This is a genomic window from Pseudoxanthomonas sp. SL93 (assembly GCF_026625825.1).
Taxonomy (GTDB): domain Bacteria; phylum Pseudomonadota; class Gammaproteobacteria; order Xanthomonadales; family Xanthomonadaceae; genus Pseudoxanthomonas_A.
Window position 1 is genome coordinate 3,801,501 of record NZ_CP113065.1, and the last position, 14,382, is coordinate 3,815,882.

The window sequence follows — 14,382 nt, forward strand, 5'->3', positions numbered from 1 at the left end:
AGCTTTGCCCGGGGATCATCGCGACTGGCGTCGCTCCCACGCCGGCAGCTCAGCCGCCTGTCGCCGCCTTGAGCCAGCGTTCGATGCCGGCGCGGTCGCGTGCCTGCAGCAGTTTGCTGGCGCGTGCCTGCAAGTGGCCGAGGTTGCATTCGCGGATGGCGCGGCGCAGCTCCAGCATGGTGGCCGGATGCAGGCTGAACTCGTTGAGTCCCAGCGCCAGCAGCATCGGTGCCATCTTCGCGTCGCCGGCGATCTCGCCGCACATCGCCACCGGCACCTTGTGCTCGGCCCCGATGCTGATGACGTGGCGCAGCAGCCGCAGTACGCCCGGATGCAGGGGCGAATACAGTTCGCCCAGCGCGTCGTTGTTGCGATCAGCGGCCAGCAGGTACTGCACCAGGTCGTTGGTGCCGATGGAGAGGAAGTCGACCACGTCCACGAAGCTGTGCAGCGCGATGGCGGCGGCCGGCACTTCGATCATGGCACCCAGTGCGATGTGGTCGGCGACCTCGTGGCCCTGCTTGCGCAGCGCGGTGGTGATCCGCTTCATGTGCCGCCTGACCAGCAGGATCTCCTCGCGGCTGCTGACCATCGGCACCAGCACGCGCACCGGGCCATAGCCGGACGCACGCAGGATGGCGCGCAACTGGGTGTCGAACACGCCCTGGTGCGCCAGCGACAGACGCACGCCGCGCAGCCCCAAGGCAGGGTTGTCCTCGTCGCTGACGGTCAGCCCGGTGCGGTCGGCCTTGTCCGCGCCCAGGTCGAGCGTGCGGATGGTTACCGGCCGGCCGCTCATGCCCAGCACCACGTCGCGGTAGGTGCGGAACTGTTCGTCTTCGTCCGGCAGTTCGTTGCGCTGCAGGAACAGGAACTCGGTGCGGTACAGCCCCAGCCCGGCGGCGCCCAGCGCATGCGCGTGCGCCACGTCGTCGAGCGACTCGGCGTTGGCCCACAACGCGATGTCCACGCCGTCGAGGGTGCGGCTGGGCTTGGAGCGCAGGCGCCCGAGTTCGCGTTCCTCCTTCGCGGCCTCGCGCAGGCGGACGCGGTAATGGCGGAGGTCCTCGGCGTCGGGATTGACGATGACCGAGCCGGTGTTGCCGTCCACCAGCAGGATGTCGCCGTCATTGATGCGTTGCAGGGCCTGCGTGTTGCCCACCACCAGCGGCAGGTGCAGGCTGCGGGCCAGGATGGCGCTGTGCGACAACGGGCTGCCGGCCGCGGTGACGATGGCCACCACGCCCTGCGTCTGCAGCTGGGCCAGTTCGGACGGGGCCACGTTGTCGCTGACCAGGATTTCGCCGGCCACGCCACTGGTGTCGGTGGCACGCTGGTGCAGGTGGGCATGGATGCGGCCGATCACATGGTCCAGATCGTCCATGCGGCTCTTGAGGTAGGCATCGTCCATGCCGTCGAACACGGCGGCCAGCCGGTCACGCTGCAGGCGCAGCGCGTAGTCGGCGGAATAGCGGCCGGTGCGGATCAGTTCGTCCAGGCCGTGCAGCAGCTCCGGATCATCCAGCAGCAACGCATGCAGGTCGAGGAACTCGCCGACCTCCTTGGCCAGCGCACCGTGCAGGCGCTGGCGCAGGCTGTGCATTTCGCGCCGGGTGGCATCGACGGCATCGTGCAGGCGGGCGAGCTCGACATCCACCTGGTCCTGGCGGATGCGCTGCTCGGCCACCTCCAGCACATGCGGCAGCCGGACCCGGGCCCGTCCCAGCGCACTGCCGCGCGAAGCCCCATGGCCCGGCAGCAGCGCCCTCATTCAGGACTCCTCGTCGAATCGTCGCTCGAACAAGCCGATCACCGCCTCCAGGGCGGCGGCTTCGTCCTCGCCATCGATGCGCACGGTCACCGGGGTGCCCTGGCCGGCGGCCAGCAGCATCACGCCCATGATGCTCTTCGCGTTCACTTCGCGACCCTTGGCCGCCAGCGTGGCGTTGCAGCGGAAGCCGGACAGCGTCTGCACCAGCTTGGCGGTGGCACGCGCATGCAGGCCGAGGCGGTTGGAAACGGTGAGTTCGCGTTCAAGCATCGTCGTGTAAGACTCCATTGCGTGCGCCGGCGGCGGCAGTCGCCGGCAGTTCGTCCAGTCCCTGTTCCGAATAGTTCATCACCCGCATCAGCATGGGCAGGCTGAGTGCGGATACCCGCCGTACCGGCGTGCCCAACCGTGCCAGCCGGCCCGCCAGGTTGCTGGGGCTGGCACCGTACAGGTCGGTCAGCACCAGCACCCCGTCACCGCTGTCCACCCGCCGCAGCGCGGCCGACGCCAGCGGCAGCAGGGCGTCCAGATCCGCGTCCAGCGGCACCTCGAAGGCTTCCGCCTTCAAGGGAAGTTGTCGCAGCAGCGCGGTGGCGACCGCAAGGATCGCCGCGCCCACGCCGGGATGAGTCACCAGAAGAATGCCACAGGCCATGCTGGAACGTTAACAGACGTGCATGACGGGCTGGAAGCGGCGCCGATGGAACGGAGCGGGTGGGGACGGGGAGTTGCCCCGCGCCCGGTCAACTCACTCCAGTTCGCGGTGGAAGGTGGCCACTTCTTCCCAGCCCAGCTCGCGGGCGTGGCGGGCCAGGGTTTCGGCCAGGTAGACGGAGCGGTGCTTGCCGCCGGTGCAGCCGAACGCGATGGTCACGTAACTACGGGTCTCGCCACGCAGGCGCGGCAGCCAGGTATCCAGGAAGCCGCTGACCTGGCCGACGTATTCGGCCACGTCGGGCTGGGCTTCCAGGTACTCGCGGACCTTGGGGTCGCGCCCGGAATAGGGCCGCAGGTCGGGGTTCCAGTGCGGATTGGGCAGCACGCGCGCGTCGAACACGAAGTCGGCATCACCGGGCACGCCTCGCTTGTAGGCGAAGGATTCGAACAGCAGCGAAAGCGAAGTGCCCTTGTTGAACGCGAACTCCGCGATGATGCGGCGGCGCAGCTGGTGCACGTTCAGATGGCTGGTGTCGATGATCACGTCGGCTTCGGCCAGCAGGGGCTGCACGATGGCGCGCTCCTGGCGGATCGCCTCGCTCAGCGTCCGGCCGCCATGCCCCAGCGGATGCCGGCGACGGGTATCCGAATAGCGCCGCAGCAGCACGTCGTCGCTGGCGTCGAAGAAGATCAGCCTGCCTTCCAGGCCGAGCTGCGCGAGCGCCGCACGCCACTGGGCAAGCTTGGACAGGTCGCTGTGGCGGCTGCGCACGTCGATGCCGACCGCGATCTTCGGCGGCACTTCGTCGTCGCGCATCAGGCTGCGCACGAACGACGGCAGCAATTCGACGGGGAGATTGTCGACGCAGTAGTAGTCCAGGTCCTCGAAGGTCTTCAGCGCCACCGACTTGCCGGAACCGGACAGCCCGCTGACGATCACCACCGTGGGCGCGGTGGCTGGCGGCGCACCGTTTTCCTCCAGTGCGTCGTGCGCGTGCGGCGTTCCGGTCTCGATCATGTTCACGGCGTGCTGCGCTCCAGCAGGTTGCTGTGGCGGGCGATGAACATGGCGGCCGGGTCGATGCCTTTGGTGCGCAGGATGTGCAGGCGGGTCGCGGCTTCGGTGAGCACGGCCAGGTTGCGGCCGGGCATCACCGGCAGGGTGATCAGCGGCACGTCCAGGTCCAGTACGTGGCGCGTGCCGGAGTCGCCGGTCAGGCGCTCGTAGCCGTGCGGGTTGGGCTCGGTCATCGGCCGGGTAAGGTGCACGATCAGGCGCAGGTACTTGTTCTTCTTCACCGCCGTGTCGCCGAACATCTCGCGCACGTTGAGCACGCCCAGCCCGCGCACCTCCAGCAGGTCCTGCAGCAGTTCGGGGCAGGTGCCGTCCAGCACGTCCGGGGCGATCTGGGTGAACTCGGGCGCGTCGTCGGCCACCAGCCGGTGGCCGCGGCTCAACAGTTCCAGTGCCAGCTCGCTCTTGCCGGACCCGGCTTCGCCGGTGATCAGCACCCCGATGGAATAGATCTCCATGAACACGCCATGCAGCGTGACGCGCGGGGCCAGCGTCCGCGCCAGATGGTAGGACAGGTGGTTGAGCAGTTCATGGCCGCGCTTGGGCGATACCCACAACGGCGTATCGGTTTCGTTGGCGGCTTCGCGCAGGTCTTCGGGGCAGGACTGGTTCTTGCTGATCACCAGCGCCAGCGGCCGGAAATGCACGATCTTCTCGATGATCTCCCAGCGCTGGCGAGAATCGAGGGAGTCCAGCCAGCCCAGCTCCTCCGTGCCGAGGATCTGCACCTTGTTGGGATACACGGCATTGAGATAGCCGGCCAGGGAGGGACGCCGCGACACGGTATCGCCGGCCTCCAGCACGCGCTTCTCGCCTTTCTGCCCGGCCAGCCAGCGCAGGGCCAGCTTGTCCTTCTGTTGATCGAACAGTTCACGGGCGGTGATGCTGGTGTTCATCATGCGGCGGCGACTCATGGACGCGGCCAGGGGCCGGGTGCCGGTCAGTGTAATGCGCGGCCATGACCACCGCGACACCGGGGAGGACGTTCGCCGGGAGGATGGGACGAGGCGGGGAATGGGTGGGGCGTATCTGGCGGGCGCGTGGACAGCGCTGTGCGCATGTCCACGCGCCGGTACAGCGGGGGAAAAACTATTCGGCGAGCTCGGTGCGGACGCTGCTGCGTTGCACGTCACTGCGTTTTTCCTTGTGCTTGACGATCAGGCGGTCGAGCTTGTCGGCCAGGATGTCGATGGCGGCGTACATCGTCTGTGCGCCGGCGTCGGCGTGCAGGGTGCGGCCAGCCAGGTTGACGGTGGCTTCGGCCAGGTAATCGGGCTTGCGGGTCCCCAATTGCGTACGGACTTCGAAGGGTTGATCGAAGTGGCGCTCCAGCCGCTTCAGCTTGGTCTCGACGTATTCGCGCAGGGCGGGAGTGACTTCGATTTCATGGCCGTAAGTCTCGATACGCATCGTGCTACCTCCTTCAGGTCAGTAAGCCGCACCGTTGTGTGCGGAAGAGCGTGTCACATGCAGTGACAACGCAAACAGGCTTGGGGTTCCGGCAATCTCCTTTTTTATTTGGCGGGTTTTATCTGACGGGGTGCGGAAGGTTTGTCCCCTCCACGGCATTAAAGATGGACCCGATCCGGCCAACTATCAACGGTTGGCCGGATATTTTTCGCAGGTGTTAGAAAAACGTGTAAATGCCGTTCCCGATGCACTGTCGAAGGGTGCGGTCTGTCCGTATTCAGGCGATGCGGACGCGCTCGTGTGACGAGAGGATGTTCATCGCTTCGCGGTATTTGGCCACGGTGCGGCGTGCCACGGGCACGCCGGAGGCCTTCAGCAGATCCGCCAGTTTGGCGTCGGACAACGGCTTGCGTGGGTTCTCGTTTTCCACCAGCCGGCGGATCATCGCCTGGATCGCCGTGCTGGATGCTTCACCACCCCCGTCGGTGTCGATGCCGGAGGCAAAGAACGCGCGCAACGGCAACGTGCCGCGTGGCGTGCGCACGTACTTGCGTGCGATCGCGCGCGACACGGTGGATTCGTGCAGGCCGACTTCCTCGGCCACGTCGCGCAGGGTGAGCGGGCGAAGCGCCTGCTCGCCGAATTCCAGGAAGCCGGACTGCTGGCGCAGCAGGCAGCGCGTGACCTTGAGCAGGGTTTCGCCACGGGCTTCGAGGCTTTTCAGCAGCCAGCGCGCTTCCTGCAGCTGGCCTTTCAGGTAGCCGGCATCGCTTTCGCCGCACTGCCGGATCATCTGTTCGTAGCCGCGATGGATGGTGATGCGCGGCAGCGTGTTGCCGGCGAGTGCGGCGCGCCAGACGCCGCGATGCCGCCAGACCACGCAGTCGGGCACGACATAGGTGTCATGCGACAGGTCACCGACCTGGGCCCCTGGCTTGGGATCCAGCGTACGCAGCAGCTGCACGGCCTCTTCCACGTCGGCGACGGGCAGCCTGAGCTCCTGTGCCAGCCCTGCCACGCCGCTGCGCGGCAGGCGCTCGAGCGCGGTATCGGCGATCTTCAGCGCCAGGGCCTTGCCGGGCGTATCGTCGCTGAGGACCGACAGTTGCAGGTGGAGGCATTCGCCCAGCGTGCGTGCGGCCACGCCGACCGGATCGAAGCGCTGCAGTTGGTGGAGCACCACGAGGATCTCGTCTTCGCCGGCCTCGATCTCGGGGCGCAGTGTCTGGGCGATGTCGGCCAGTGGCTCGCGCAGGTAACCGTCGTCGCCGAGTGCGTCGATCAGCGCCGCGCCGATGCGGCGGTCGCGTACGGACAGCTGCGACAGATGCAGCTGCCACAACAGGTGGTCGTGCAGCGTGTCGACTTCGGCCACGCGTTCGGCGGGGCTGCCACCTTCGTCGTCATCGAACGAGCCGCCGCTGCCGGAGGTCGTCCATGGCCCTTCATCGGGCGACCAGGTCTCGTCATCGCGCTCATCGCGTGCCAGCGTGTCCCGGTCGTCGTCCGGTGCGCTTTCCTGGCCGTCGCGTTCCTTGCCGGCTTCCAGCGGTGGCGCCGGTGCCTCTTCGTTCTCGTCCCAGTCCAGCAGGGGGTTGGTTTCCACCGCTTCGGTCAGTTCGACTTCCAGCTCGGCGGTGGACATCTGCAGCAGACGGATGGCCTGACGCAGCTGCGGCGTCATGACCAACTGTTGTCCCAGCGATGTCTGCAGGCGTGGCTTCATTCCCGACCCATGAAACGCGATGGACCCCTCGGGCCCGTGCCGCGGATCACAGGCGGAATGCATCCCCCAGGTAGACCCGACGCACGTCCGGATTGGCCAGCAACGCGTCCGGCGCCCCCTGCGCCAGTACGCTCCCGGCATTGAGGATATACGCCCTGTCACAGATTCCCAAGGTTTCGCGGACATTGTGGTCGGTGATCAGCACACCGATGCCGCGGTTCTTGAGGTGTTTGACGATGCGCTGGATCTCGCCGACCGAGATGGGGTCGACGCCGGCGAAGGGCTCATCCAGCAGCATCAGGCGGGGCTTGGCGGCCAGCGCGCGGGCGATCTCGCAGCGGCGTCGCTCGCCGCCGGACAGGCTGGCGCCCAGCTGGTCGGCCACGTGGCTGATCTGGAGTTCATCCAGCAGGGAGGCCAGTTCGCGGTCGATGCCGGCGGCGTCCAGGTCCTCGCGCAGTTCCAGCACCAGACGGATGTTGTCCGACACGCTGAGCTTGCGGAATACCGACGGTTCCTGCGGCAGGTAACCCACGCCCAGCTTGGCGCGTCGGTACATCGGTTCGGCGGTGATGTCCTGGCCGTCCAGCTCGATGCTGCCGGCGTCGGCGGCCACCAGGCCGACGATCATGTAGAAGCAGGTCGTCTTGCCGGCGCCATTGGGGCCCAGCAGGCCGACCACTTCGCCAGCCTCGAGGGTCAGCCCGAAGTCGCCGACGACTTCGCGTTGCTTGTAGCGCTTGCGCAGGCCCTTGGCGGTCAGCATCACTTCTTGCCCTGTGCCGCCGGCGCCGACTTCGGCTGGATGACGGTGCGCACGCGGCTGCCGTCGCCACCGCTCTGGATGTTGCCGGTGACCGTGTTGTAGACCATGCGCTGGCCACTGTTGGCGCCGCGGTCGGATTTCACCGTGTAGTTGCCGATGAAGGTGATGGTCTCGTTGGTCATGTCGTATTCCACGCGGTCGGCCTGCGCATCCATCCAGCTGCCGTCGTCCAGCTGCTGCCGCATCTTGACCTGCTTGCCGGTGAAGATGGCTTTGGACAATTCACCGTTCCGGCGGATGATTTCCGCGCGTGCGGCATTGATCGCCAGGCTGCCCTGGCTGAGCGCCACGTTGCCACCGAGGACCGTCGTGCCGTCCCCGTTGACGATGCCCGACTGGGAGTCGGATTCGATGTTCATGGCCTGGTTGCGGTCGGACGACTTGGCCACCCCTTCTGCGGCAGGCAGCAGTAGCAGCAGCGCGGCACTAGCGAGCAGAACGCGGTTCATAGATAGATTTCACCTGGGATTTGAGTTCGTATGCCTTGGTCTTGAGGTTCATCTCAAAACCACGCCCGCTCAGTCTAGAGCCTGGCTGGGTAAGGGTCACGAGATCGTCGCTGGTCGCGAGGTCCCGATTCGGGAAGACGTTGAGTTGCTCGGTACGGAATTCGGCGGTCTGGGCGCTGCCCTTCGGCGGCGTGCCATGCACGTCGCCGCGCAGGCGCAGCTCCTCGCCCTTGGCGGCCAGCCAGCCGGTCTTGGCGCGCAGTTCCCAGGAGCGGCCTTCCTCTTCCGGCAGCAGGAACAGCGGCGTGGTGATGGAGAACGTCTGGTCGACCGGATTGCGCGCCATCTCCGGCGCACGCACCGCGACGGCTTCCACGCCTTCGCTGTTGAGGGCGATCATCTCGAAATCGCGCATGACGTAATCCGAGCGGTCGGCGACCACGCGGTCCGGTTCGGGTATGTCGCGATTCTTCCACGCCGACCAGCCGCTGACGATGGCGGCCAGCAGCAGCACCAGACCCAGGGTGGTACGCCAGCTCATGCGGTCACGCCTTCGAACGAGGGGGCATGCCCTTGCGACGCCAGGATCAGGTCGCAGGCTTCGCGCGCCGCGCCCTCGCCGCCAGTACTGCGGGTGCGCCAGTGCGCATGGGCCGCCGTCCACGCATGTGCATTGGCCGGCACGATGCCCAGCCCCACCGCCTGCAGCGGCGGTACGTCGGGCAGGTCGTCGCCCATGAAGGCGACCTCGTCGAGCGAGATGCCCAGGCCGGCGCACAACGTCTTCACCTGCGCCAGCTTGTCCTTGACCCCCGTGAAGACCTGCACCCCCAGCTCGCGTCCGCGCGCCACGGCCACGGTGCCGCCGCGGGCGGTGATGAAGGCGACCTCGATGCCGGCGCGCTTCAGCAGCACCAGGCCCTGGCCATCCTGCACATGGAACGCTTTCTGTTCGCGTCCGTCGCCGTCCAGGTACAGGCGGCCGTCGGTCAGGGTGCCGTCCACGTCGAAACAGGCCAGCCGGACGCGCGAGGCGCGGGCGATCAGGTCTTCGTCAAGGGCGTGCAGATGGGAGAGGGGCATCAAGGGGTTTCGAGAGGAGAAGTCGGACGGGGGAAATGAACGCGCGAATGCGGTTACACCACGCGGGCCCGCAACAGGTCATGAATATTGAGGGCGCCGACCGGGCGCTGTTCAGCGTCCACCACGATCAGGCCGCTGATCTGGTGGGCCTCCATGAGTTGCGCCGCTTCCACGGCCAGCTGGTCGGCGCCGATGGTCTTCGGCTGCCGCGTCATGACCTCGCCGATGCGGGTGCCGCGGAGGTCCAGCGACGGGTTGTCGAGCGTGCGGCGCAGGTCGCCGTCGGTGAACAGGCCCACCAACCGGCCAGCGTCATCGACCACCGCGGTCATGCCCAGGCGCTTGCGGCTCATCTCCACCAGCGCTTCGCTCAGGGTCGCGCCCTGGTCGATGCGGGGTACATCGTCGCCCGCGTGCATCACGTCGGTGATGTGCAGCAGCAGGCGGCGCCCCAGGCTGCCGGCGGGATGCGAGCGGGCGAAGTCGTCGGCCGTGAAGCCGCGGGCATCCAGCAGGGCCACCGCCAGTGCATCGCCCATCGCCAGCGAGGCGGTCGTGCTGCTGGTGGGTGCCAGATCCAGCGGACAGGCCTCGGCCGGCACGCTGACGTCCAGATGCAGGTCGGCCTCGCGGGCCAGGGTGGACTGCGGGCGGCCGGTCATGGCGATGACCGTGTTGCCCTGGCGCTTCAGCACCGGCAGCAGCATCAGCACTTCGTCCGATTCGCCGGAGTACGAGAGCGCCAGCACCACGTCGGCATCGGTGATCATGCCCAGGTCGCCGTGGCCGGCTTCGCCGGGGTGCACGTAGAAGGCCGGGGTACCGGTGGAGGCTAGGGTCGCGGCGATCTTGCGCGCGATGTGGCCCGACTTGCCCATGCCGGTGCAGACCACGCGGCCATGGCTGTCTAGGATGGCCTGGCACACCGCCGAGAATCCGCCATCGATGCGGGCCGCCAGCGCGTCCAGCGCGCGGGCCTCGATCTGGATCACGCGGCGGCCGCTTTCGGCCAGGCTGGTGGCGGAAACGGTCTCGGTCCGGGGAAGCGTCTGGGGCATGCGGAGGCCGGCGCCAAGGGTAGAATGGACCCGTATTTTATTAGGAAAGCCCGTTGGACGCCGAAACCATCCGTAAATTGATCGAATCCGGCCTGCCGGGCGCCCGTGCCGACGTGCGGGGCGACGATGGTGTCCACTTCGAGGCGACAGTCGTGTCAGAGGCCTTCCGCGGCAAGCTGCCGCTGGTCCGGCACCGGCTGGTCTACGCCACCCTGGGCGACCTGATGGGTGGCGCCATCCATGCGCTGGCCCTGAAAACGGTGACGCCCGAAGAAGTCGCCTGACCGGCGGCGTCGTGTCCATGCTCCATCCACTCCGGGGGGAAGAGGTCATGCGGAAGCACGCGGCTGCGCTGGGCATGGTGTGCGCGATGGTGGTGACTCCCTTGCTGGCGGCCACGACGCCGGAGCAGCGGCCCCCCTCGACCGCCGCACGCGAGGCCCCATTCCACGATGCGCCCCCCGCCTGGCGGGCCTACTTCGATGCGGTGCTGGCGGCACGGAAGCTGACGGACCCCCTGCAACGCTGCCTGGCCTATCCCGACCTGCCCGGCAACCAGTGGCCGGCCCGGCACGCCGAGGTCCACTGCCGCAACCATTTCGAACGCCTGCTGCTGACGGTCGACGAGATCCAGGCCGCGCTGGCGAAGGGCGACGTGGCGGCGCTGGAGGCCCGCCTGGATACCTTGCTGGCGCGTCACTTCGACCCCCAGGATCCACGGGAGGACATCCACTACGTCTTCGATGCCCTGCGCGAAGCCACGCCGGCACAGGACGCGCTCACCAAGCAGTGGCTACGGCTGTCGCCGGAAAGCGCCTACGCCCACCTTGCCCGGGGCGCGTACCTGGACGGCGCCGCCTGGAATGCCCGCGGGGAGAAGTACGCGTCCGAGACGCCGCGCGAGAACATGCAGCGCATGTCCCAGATCGCCAGCCAGGCGGTCGTGATGTTCGAGCAGGCCGTGGCACTGGAGCCCCGCCTGCTGCCCGCCTACGAGGGACTGCTGCGGATGTCGGTGGTCGCTTCACTCGATGACGTCGGCGAGCACGCCATCGAACAGGCCGAGCGGGTCGATGCTGGTTGCGTCTCCATGGCCTACGAGCACATGCGCGCGCTGCAACCCCGATGGGGTGGCTCGTACCCGGCGATGTTCCAGTACGCCGAATCCCTGCGCTTGCTGCAGGCCAGCCGGCCCCACTTGGCCATGTACGTGGGCGCGCCGCTGGCCGACCATGCAGATCGCCTGGTGGCCGATGACCAGTACGTGGGCACGACCCTCCAGGGGTTCGAACAGGCCGTCTCGCTGGGCTCCAACGAGGAGTACATGAAGGACGTTGCCAACGTCGCCCTCAATGCCACCGATGGCGCACGCGACCCCTGGAAAGGCTATGCACATCTGATCCAGGCCGAGCGGTTTTCCCCGCAGAACGCCTGGGCGCAACGCACGCTGGCGCGCTTCCTGATGCGGCGCGATCCCGAATGGGCCCTGCATCACGTCAAGCGGGCCCTCGAGCTGGAGCCGGCCGATGCGGCAGGCCATTACCTCGCAGGCGTGGCCTACTACACTATGCGCCGGTTCGATGCGGCGCAGGCCGAGTACCTGATCGCCATCGATGATGCCGACCAGCGCCAGGCTTCGTTGCGGGAACTGTCCAGCATGTGGCTTTACGCCAGTGGCCTGCCGTCAAGGCAGCGGGCCACCCGGGCGGCACCGTACATCGCGCGCCTGATGAAGGAATATCCCGACGATGGCCAAGGCTGGATCATGCACCTCCACGAGCGGACCATGGTGGACAACCATGTCGATGCGTCGCTACTGAAGACGGTGCTGCAGAAGGCCGACCGCAGCGATCCCTGGCAGGCGCGTGCCATCCAGCCTTTCGAAGATATCCGCGCCGGCAGGCCCGCCGCGCCCCCTACCCAAGAGTAAGCACATACCCATGCAGAAAATCATCGTCACCGGCGGCAACGCCCTCAACGGCGAAGTCACCATTTCCGGCGCCAAGAACGCCGTGTTGCCGATCCTGTGCGCCACGCTGCTCGCCGATGGCCCGGTCGAGATCACCAACGTGCCGCACCTGCACGACGTGGTCACCACCGTGAAGCTGCTGGGCGAACTGGGCGCGGGCATCAGCATCGACGAAGGCACGCTGTCCAGGGGCAGTGCGATCACGGTCGACCCGCGCAGCGTCAATCAGCATGTCGCTCCGTACGAACTGGTCAAGACCATGCGCGCCTCGATCCTGGTGCTGGGTCCGCTGCTGGCCAAGTACGGCGCCGCCGAAGTGTCGCTGCCCGGTGGCTGCGCGATCGGTTCGCGCCCGGTGGATCAGCACATCAAGGGCCTGCAGGCGCTTGGTGCGGACATCACCGTCGAGAACGGCTTCGTGAAGGCCAAGGCCAGGCGCCTGAAGGGCGCGCGCTACGTCTTCGACATGGTCACCGTCACCGGCACCGAGAACGTGCTGATGGCCGCCACGCTGGCCGAAGGCACCACCGTGCTGGAAAACGCCGCGATGGAACCCGAGATCACCGACCTGGCCGACTGCCTGGTCGCGCTGGGCGCGAAGATCGAGGGCGCGGGGACTTCTCGCATCGTCGTGCACGGTGTCGAGCGCCTCAGCGGCGGTCGTCATGCCGTGGTGCCGGACCGCATCGAAACCGGCACCTTCCTAGTCGCGGCCGCGATGACCGGTGGCCGGATCACCGCACGTCGCGCGCGTGGCGACACGCTGGATGCCGTTCTCGACAAGCTGACCGAAGCCGGCGCGCACATCGAGACCACCGCCGACACGATCACGCTGGACATGCAGGGCAAGCGCCCCAAGGCCGTCAGCCTGACCACCGCGCCGTACCCGGCATTCCCCACCGACATGCAGGCGCAGTTCATGGCGCTCAACTGCATTGCCGAGGGCGTGGGCGTCATCAACGAAACGATCTTCGAAAACCGCTTCATGCACGTCAACGAACTGCTGCGCCTGGGCGCCGACATCCGCGTGGAAGGCCACACCGCCATCGTGCGGGGCGTGCCCCGGCTGAGCGGTGCGCCGGTGATGGCGACGGACCTGCGTGCCTCCGCTTCGCTGATCCTGGCAGGCCTGGTGGCCGATGGCGACACCACCATCGACCGCATCTACCACCTGGACCGTGGCTACGAGAACATCGAGGAAAAACTCGGTGCGTTGGGCGCGAAGATCCGGCGCGTGTCATGAGCACGCCCATCGTCAAGGCGCCCGCGTCGCGCTCGCGCTTTCCGCTGCGCCGCAAGATCCTGCTCGGCTTCGTCGCGCTGTTGCTGGCGGCGGTCGCGTGGCTGCATTTCACCGGTGCGGCCGGCACGCACGGCATTCCCAGCCAGGACATGGACTGGAACGGTGACGGCACGGTCACGGAAACCGAAATCGCGGAAGCGTTCTATGCGGTCGTCGTCACCCAGACCGAAGAAGGACCCCGCCACTGCAACAGCTTCGCCTGGCGCAAGAACGGCCAGACCATCCGCCTGGACTGCAAGACGGTGTTCCAGCCAGCGCAGGCCGGCGACAAGGACTGAAAGAAAAAGCCCGGCATTGCCGGGCTTTTTTTCGGGTGAGGCGTGCGTGTCACCGCCATGATGTCAGCTGCAGCCGAAAGGTTTCGCTGCCGCCCTCGCGTTGCACGATGCGTACGGGTGTGGGCACGCCTGCGGCGACCCAGACCGTCGTCTGCTTGTCACCCGCCACCTGCACTGCCCGTGAGGTGTCCAGCGTACGGCCCGCGACGACCAGCTTTTCACGGCCGACCACACGATAACTGAGGGGCTTGGCGCGGCCGTTCTCGACCAGCCGGTAGCTCACGGCGTTGCGACCGGCCCCCACGTCGCGTACCAGCGCAAGATTGACCAGCAGCGCATCCATGTCCCCCGGTCGCAGGGGGATAGGGCCGGCGCGGTGGGGTTTCACGTCGCCACTCCAGCGCGCCTGCAGTGCCTTCCAGTTGTAGTGGGTGATGATCGACCGGGTCTTCATCAGGTAGGTGGAGCGGTCGCTGCCACCGACGGGACGGTAGCGGCCCGCGGCGTCTTCGAACACCGTGGCTTGGCTGAGGTTGGCGGCGGCGTTGCGGATGCCCATGGCGTACGTCCAGCGGTTGCCCTGTCGGGTCAGCGTCATGGAACCACCCGCGGAAATGCCCTTGTAGGAGGCGGCGTACTCGGCGCTGAACGGTTTGAGTGCGTGCGCGGGCAGTGCCAGCACCGATGTCCATGCCAGCAGGGCAAGCATGGTGAGCCGTGGCTTTCTGATCATGCGGACATCCTTGTCGTGGTGGCGAAGTGAGAACGCTTGGACGG

17 protein-coding genes are annotated in these 14,382 nt (G+C 67.2%); 4 read left to right on the forward strand and 13 right to left on the reverse strand.

The features are described from left to right. Window positions 1-49: 49 nt before the first annotated feature. From ptsP to OVA13_RS17815, 12 genes are all read right to left on the reverse strand, one after another. On the reverse strand, window positions 50-1,771 hold the full coding sequence (ptsP, locus tag OVA13_RS17760; protein ID WP_267791769.1) for a phosphoenolpyruvate--protein phosphotransferase: 1,722 nt from the start codon (window positions 1,769-1,771) through the stop codon (window positions 50-52). Further along, on the reverse strand, window positions 1,772-2,041 hold the full coding sequence (locus OVA13_RS17765; protein ID WP_267791770.1) for an HPr family phosphocarrier protein: 270 nt from the start codon (window positions 2,039-2,041) through the stop codon (window positions 1,772-1,774). It lies immediately after the preceding gene. Next, the gene (locus OVA13_RS17770; RefSeq protein WP_267791771.1) at window positions 2,034-2,426 is read right to left on the reverse strand and encodes a PTS sugar transporter subunit IIA; all 393 of its coding nucleotides are present in this window, start codon (window positions 2,424-2,426) and stop codon (window positions 2,034-2,036) included. Before OVA13_RS17770 ends, OVA13_RS17765 begins: the two co-directional genes overlap by 8 nt. Window positions 2,427-2,519: 93 nt before the next feature. Further along, complete coding sequence (rapZ, locus tag OVA13_RS17775; RefSeq protein ID WP_267791772.1) at window positions 2,520-3,446, reverse strand: RNase adapter RapZ; 927 nt, start codon at window positions 3,444-3,446, stop codon at window positions 2,520-2,522. Window positions 3,447-3,448: 2 nt separating this feature from the next. After that, complete coding sequence (hprK, locus tag OVA13_RS17780; protein ID WP_267793575.1) at window positions 3,449-4,399, reverse strand: HPr(Ser) kinase/phosphatase; 951 nt, start codon at window positions 4,397-4,399, stop codon at window positions 3,449-3,451. Between the two features lie 193 nt (window positions 4,400-4,592). Beyond that, window positions 4,593-4,913, reverse strand: coding sequence for a ribosome hibernation-promoting factor, HPF/YfiA family (gene raiA, locus OVA13_RS17785; RefSeq protein WP_267791773.1), 321 nt, complete (start codon window positions 4,911-4,913; stop codon window positions 4,593-4,595). 277 nt (window positions 4,914-5,190) lie between these two features. Next, a complete protein-coding gene (locus tag OVA13_RS17790; protein WP_267791774.1) occupies window positions 5,191-6,639 on the reverse strand; it encodes an RNA polymerase factor sigma-54 in 1,449 nt (482 codons plus the stop codon). Between the two features lie 46 nt (window positions 6,640-6,685). Continuing rightward, complete coding sequence (gene lptB / locus OVA13_RS17795) at window positions 6,686-7,405, reverse strand: LPS export ABC transporter ATP-binding protein (RefSeq protein WP_267791775.1); 720 nt, start codon at window positions 7,403-7,405, stop codon at window positions 6,686-6,688. Further along, window positions 7,405-7,914 carry a lipopolysaccharide transport periplasmic protein LptA gene (gene lptA, locus OVA13_RS17800; RefSeq protein WP_267791776.1) on the reverse strand — a complete coding sequence of 170 codons (510 nt, stop codon included), beginning with the start codon at window positions 7,912-7,914 and terminating at the stop codon, window positions 7,405-7,407. Before lptA ends, lptB begins: the two co-directional genes overlap by 1 nt. After that, window positions 7,892-8,455: an LPS export ABC transporter periplasmic protein LptC gene (lptC, locus tag OVA13_RS17805; RefSeq protein WP_267791777.1), complete on the reverse strand. Its 564-nt coding sequence runs from the start codon at window positions 8,453-8,455 to the stop codon at window positions 7,892-7,894. The genes lptA and lptC overlap by 23 nt, the downstream gene beginning before the upstream one ends. Beyond that, window positions 8,452-8,997 carry a KdsC family phosphatase gene (locus OVA13_RS17810; protein WP_267791778.1) on the reverse strand — a complete coding sequence of 182 codons (546 nt, stop codon included), beginning with the start codon at window positions 8,995-8,997 and terminating at the stop codon, window positions 8,452-8,454. Before OVA13_RS17810 ends, lptC begins: the two co-directional genes overlap by 4 nt. A 53-nt stretch (window positions 8,998-9,050) precedes the next feature. Continuing rightward, on the reverse strand, window positions 9,051-10,055 hold the full coding sequence (locus OVA13_RS17815; RefSeq protein WP_267791779.1) for a KpsF/GutQ family sugar-phosphate isomerase: 1,005 nt from the start codon (window positions 10,053-10,055) through the stop codon (window positions 9,051-9,053). Window positions 10,056-10,108: 53 nt separating this feature from the next. Between OVA13_RS17815 and OVA13_RS17820 the strand changes: the two genes are divergently transcribed. From OVA13_RS17820 to OVA13_RS17835, 4 genes are read left to right on the forward strand one after another with little or no spacing between them, the layout of a single operon-like run. Next, window positions 10,109-10,339 (forward strand): BolA family protein, encoded by a 231-nt coding sequence (locus OVA13_RS17820; RefSeq protein ID WP_267791780.1) that lies wholly within the window; start codon window positions 10,109-10,111, stop codon window positions 10,337-10,339. Window positions 10,340-10,386: 47 nt separating this feature from the next. Next, complete coding sequence (locus tag OVA13_RS17825) at window positions 10,387-11,985, forward strand: DUF4034 domain-containing protein (protein WP_267791781.1); 1,599 nt, start codon at window positions 10,387-10,389, stop codon at window positions 11,983-11,985. A 10-nt stretch (window positions 11,986-11,995) separates the two neighbouring features. Beyond that, window positions 11,996-13,267 (forward strand): UDP-N-acetylglucosamine 1-carboxyvinyltransferase, encoded by a 1,272-nt coding sequence (gene murA / locus OVA13_RS17830; protein WP_267791782.1) that lies wholly within the window; start codon window positions 11,996-11,998, stop codon window positions 13,265-13,267. After that, window positions 13,264-13,605 carry an EF-hand domain-containing protein gene (locus tag OVA13_RS17835; protein ID WP_267791783.1) on the forward strand — a complete coding sequence of 114 codons (342 nt, stop codon included), beginning with the start codon at window positions 13,264-13,266 and terminating at the stop codon, window positions 13,603-13,605. The genes murA and OVA13_RS17835 overlap by 4 nt, the downstream gene beginning before the upstream one ends. 49 nt (window positions 13,606-13,654) lie before the next feature. Here the strand turns inward: OVA13_RS17835 and OVA13_RS17840 are convergent, their stop codons facing one another. Next, window positions 13,655-14,338 (reverse strand): DUF3108 domain-containing protein, encoded by a 684-nt coding sequence (locus tag OVA13_RS17840; protein WP_267791784.1) that lies wholly within the window; start codon window positions 14,336-14,338, stop codon window positions 13,655-13,657. Window positions 14,339-14,382 lie beyond the last annotated feature (44 nt).

Excerpts from the sequence above, each read along its gene's own strand:
- ptsP (WP_267791769.1), bottom strand. The coding sequence starts at position 1,771 with ATGAGGGCGCTGCTGCCGGGCCATGGGGCTTCGCGCGGCAGTGCGCTG.
- OVA13_RS17765 (WP_267791770.1), bottom strand. The coding sequence starts at position 2,041 with ATGCTTGAACGCGAACTCACCGTTTCCAACCGCCTCGGCCTGCATGCG.
- OVA13_RS17770 (WP_267791771.1), bottom strand. The coding sequence starts at position 2,426 with ATGGCCTGTGGCATTCTTCTGGTGACTCATCCCGGCGTGGGCGCGGCG.
- rapZ (WP_267791772.1), bottom strand. The coding sequence starts at position 3,446 with ATGATCGAGACCGGAACGCCGCACGCGCACGACGCACTGGAGGAAAAC.
- hprK (WP_267793575.1), bottom strand. The coding sequence starts at position 4,399 with ATGAACACCAGCATCACCGCCCGTGAACTGTTCGATCAACAGAAGGAC.
- raiA (WP_267791773.1), bottom strand. The coding sequence starts at position 4,913 with ATGCGTATCGAGACTTACGGCCATGAAATCGAAGTCACTCCCGCCCTG.
- OVA13_RS17790 (WP_267791774.1), bottom strand. The coding sequence starts at position 6,639 with ATGAAGCCACGCCTGCAGACATCGCTGGGACAACAGTTGGTCATGACG.
- lptB (WP_267791775.1), bottom strand. The coding sequence starts at position 7,405 with ATGCTGACCGCCAAGGGCCTGCGCAAGCGCTACAAGCAACGCGAAGTC.
- lptA (WP_267791776.1), bottom strand. The coding sequence starts at position 7,914 with ATGAACCGCGTTCTGCTCGCTAGTGCCGCGCTGCTGCTACTGCTGCCT.
- lptC (WP_267791777.1), bottom strand. The coding sequence starts at position 8,455 with ATGAGCTGGCGTACCACCCTGGGTCTGGTGCTGCTGCTGGCCGCCATC.
- OVA13_RS17810 (WP_267791778.1), bottom strand. The coding sequence starts at position 8,997 with ATGCCCCTCTCCCATCTGCACGCCCTTGACGAAGACCTGATCGCCCGC.
- OVA13_RS17815 (WP_267791779.1), bottom strand. The coding sequence starts at position 10,055 with ATGCCCCAGACGCTTCCCCGGACCGAGACCGTTTCCGCCACCAGCCTG.
- OVA13_RS17825 (WP_267791781.1), top strand. The coding sequence starts at position 10,387 with ATGCGGAAGCACGCGGCTGCGCTGGGCATGGTGTGCGCGATGGTGGTG.
- murA (WP_267791782.1), top strand. The coding sequence starts at position 11,996 with ATGCAGAAAATCATCGTCACCGGCGGCAACGCCCTCAACGGCGAAGTC.
- OVA13_RS17835 (WP_267791783.1), top strand. The coding sequence starts at position 13,264 with ATGAGCACGCCCATCGTCAAGGCGCCCGCGTCGCGCTCGCGCTTTCCG.
- OVA13_RS17840 (WP_267791784.1), bottom strand. The coding sequence starts at position 14,338 with ATGATCAGAAAGCCACGGCTCACCATGCTTGCCCTGCTGGCATGGACA.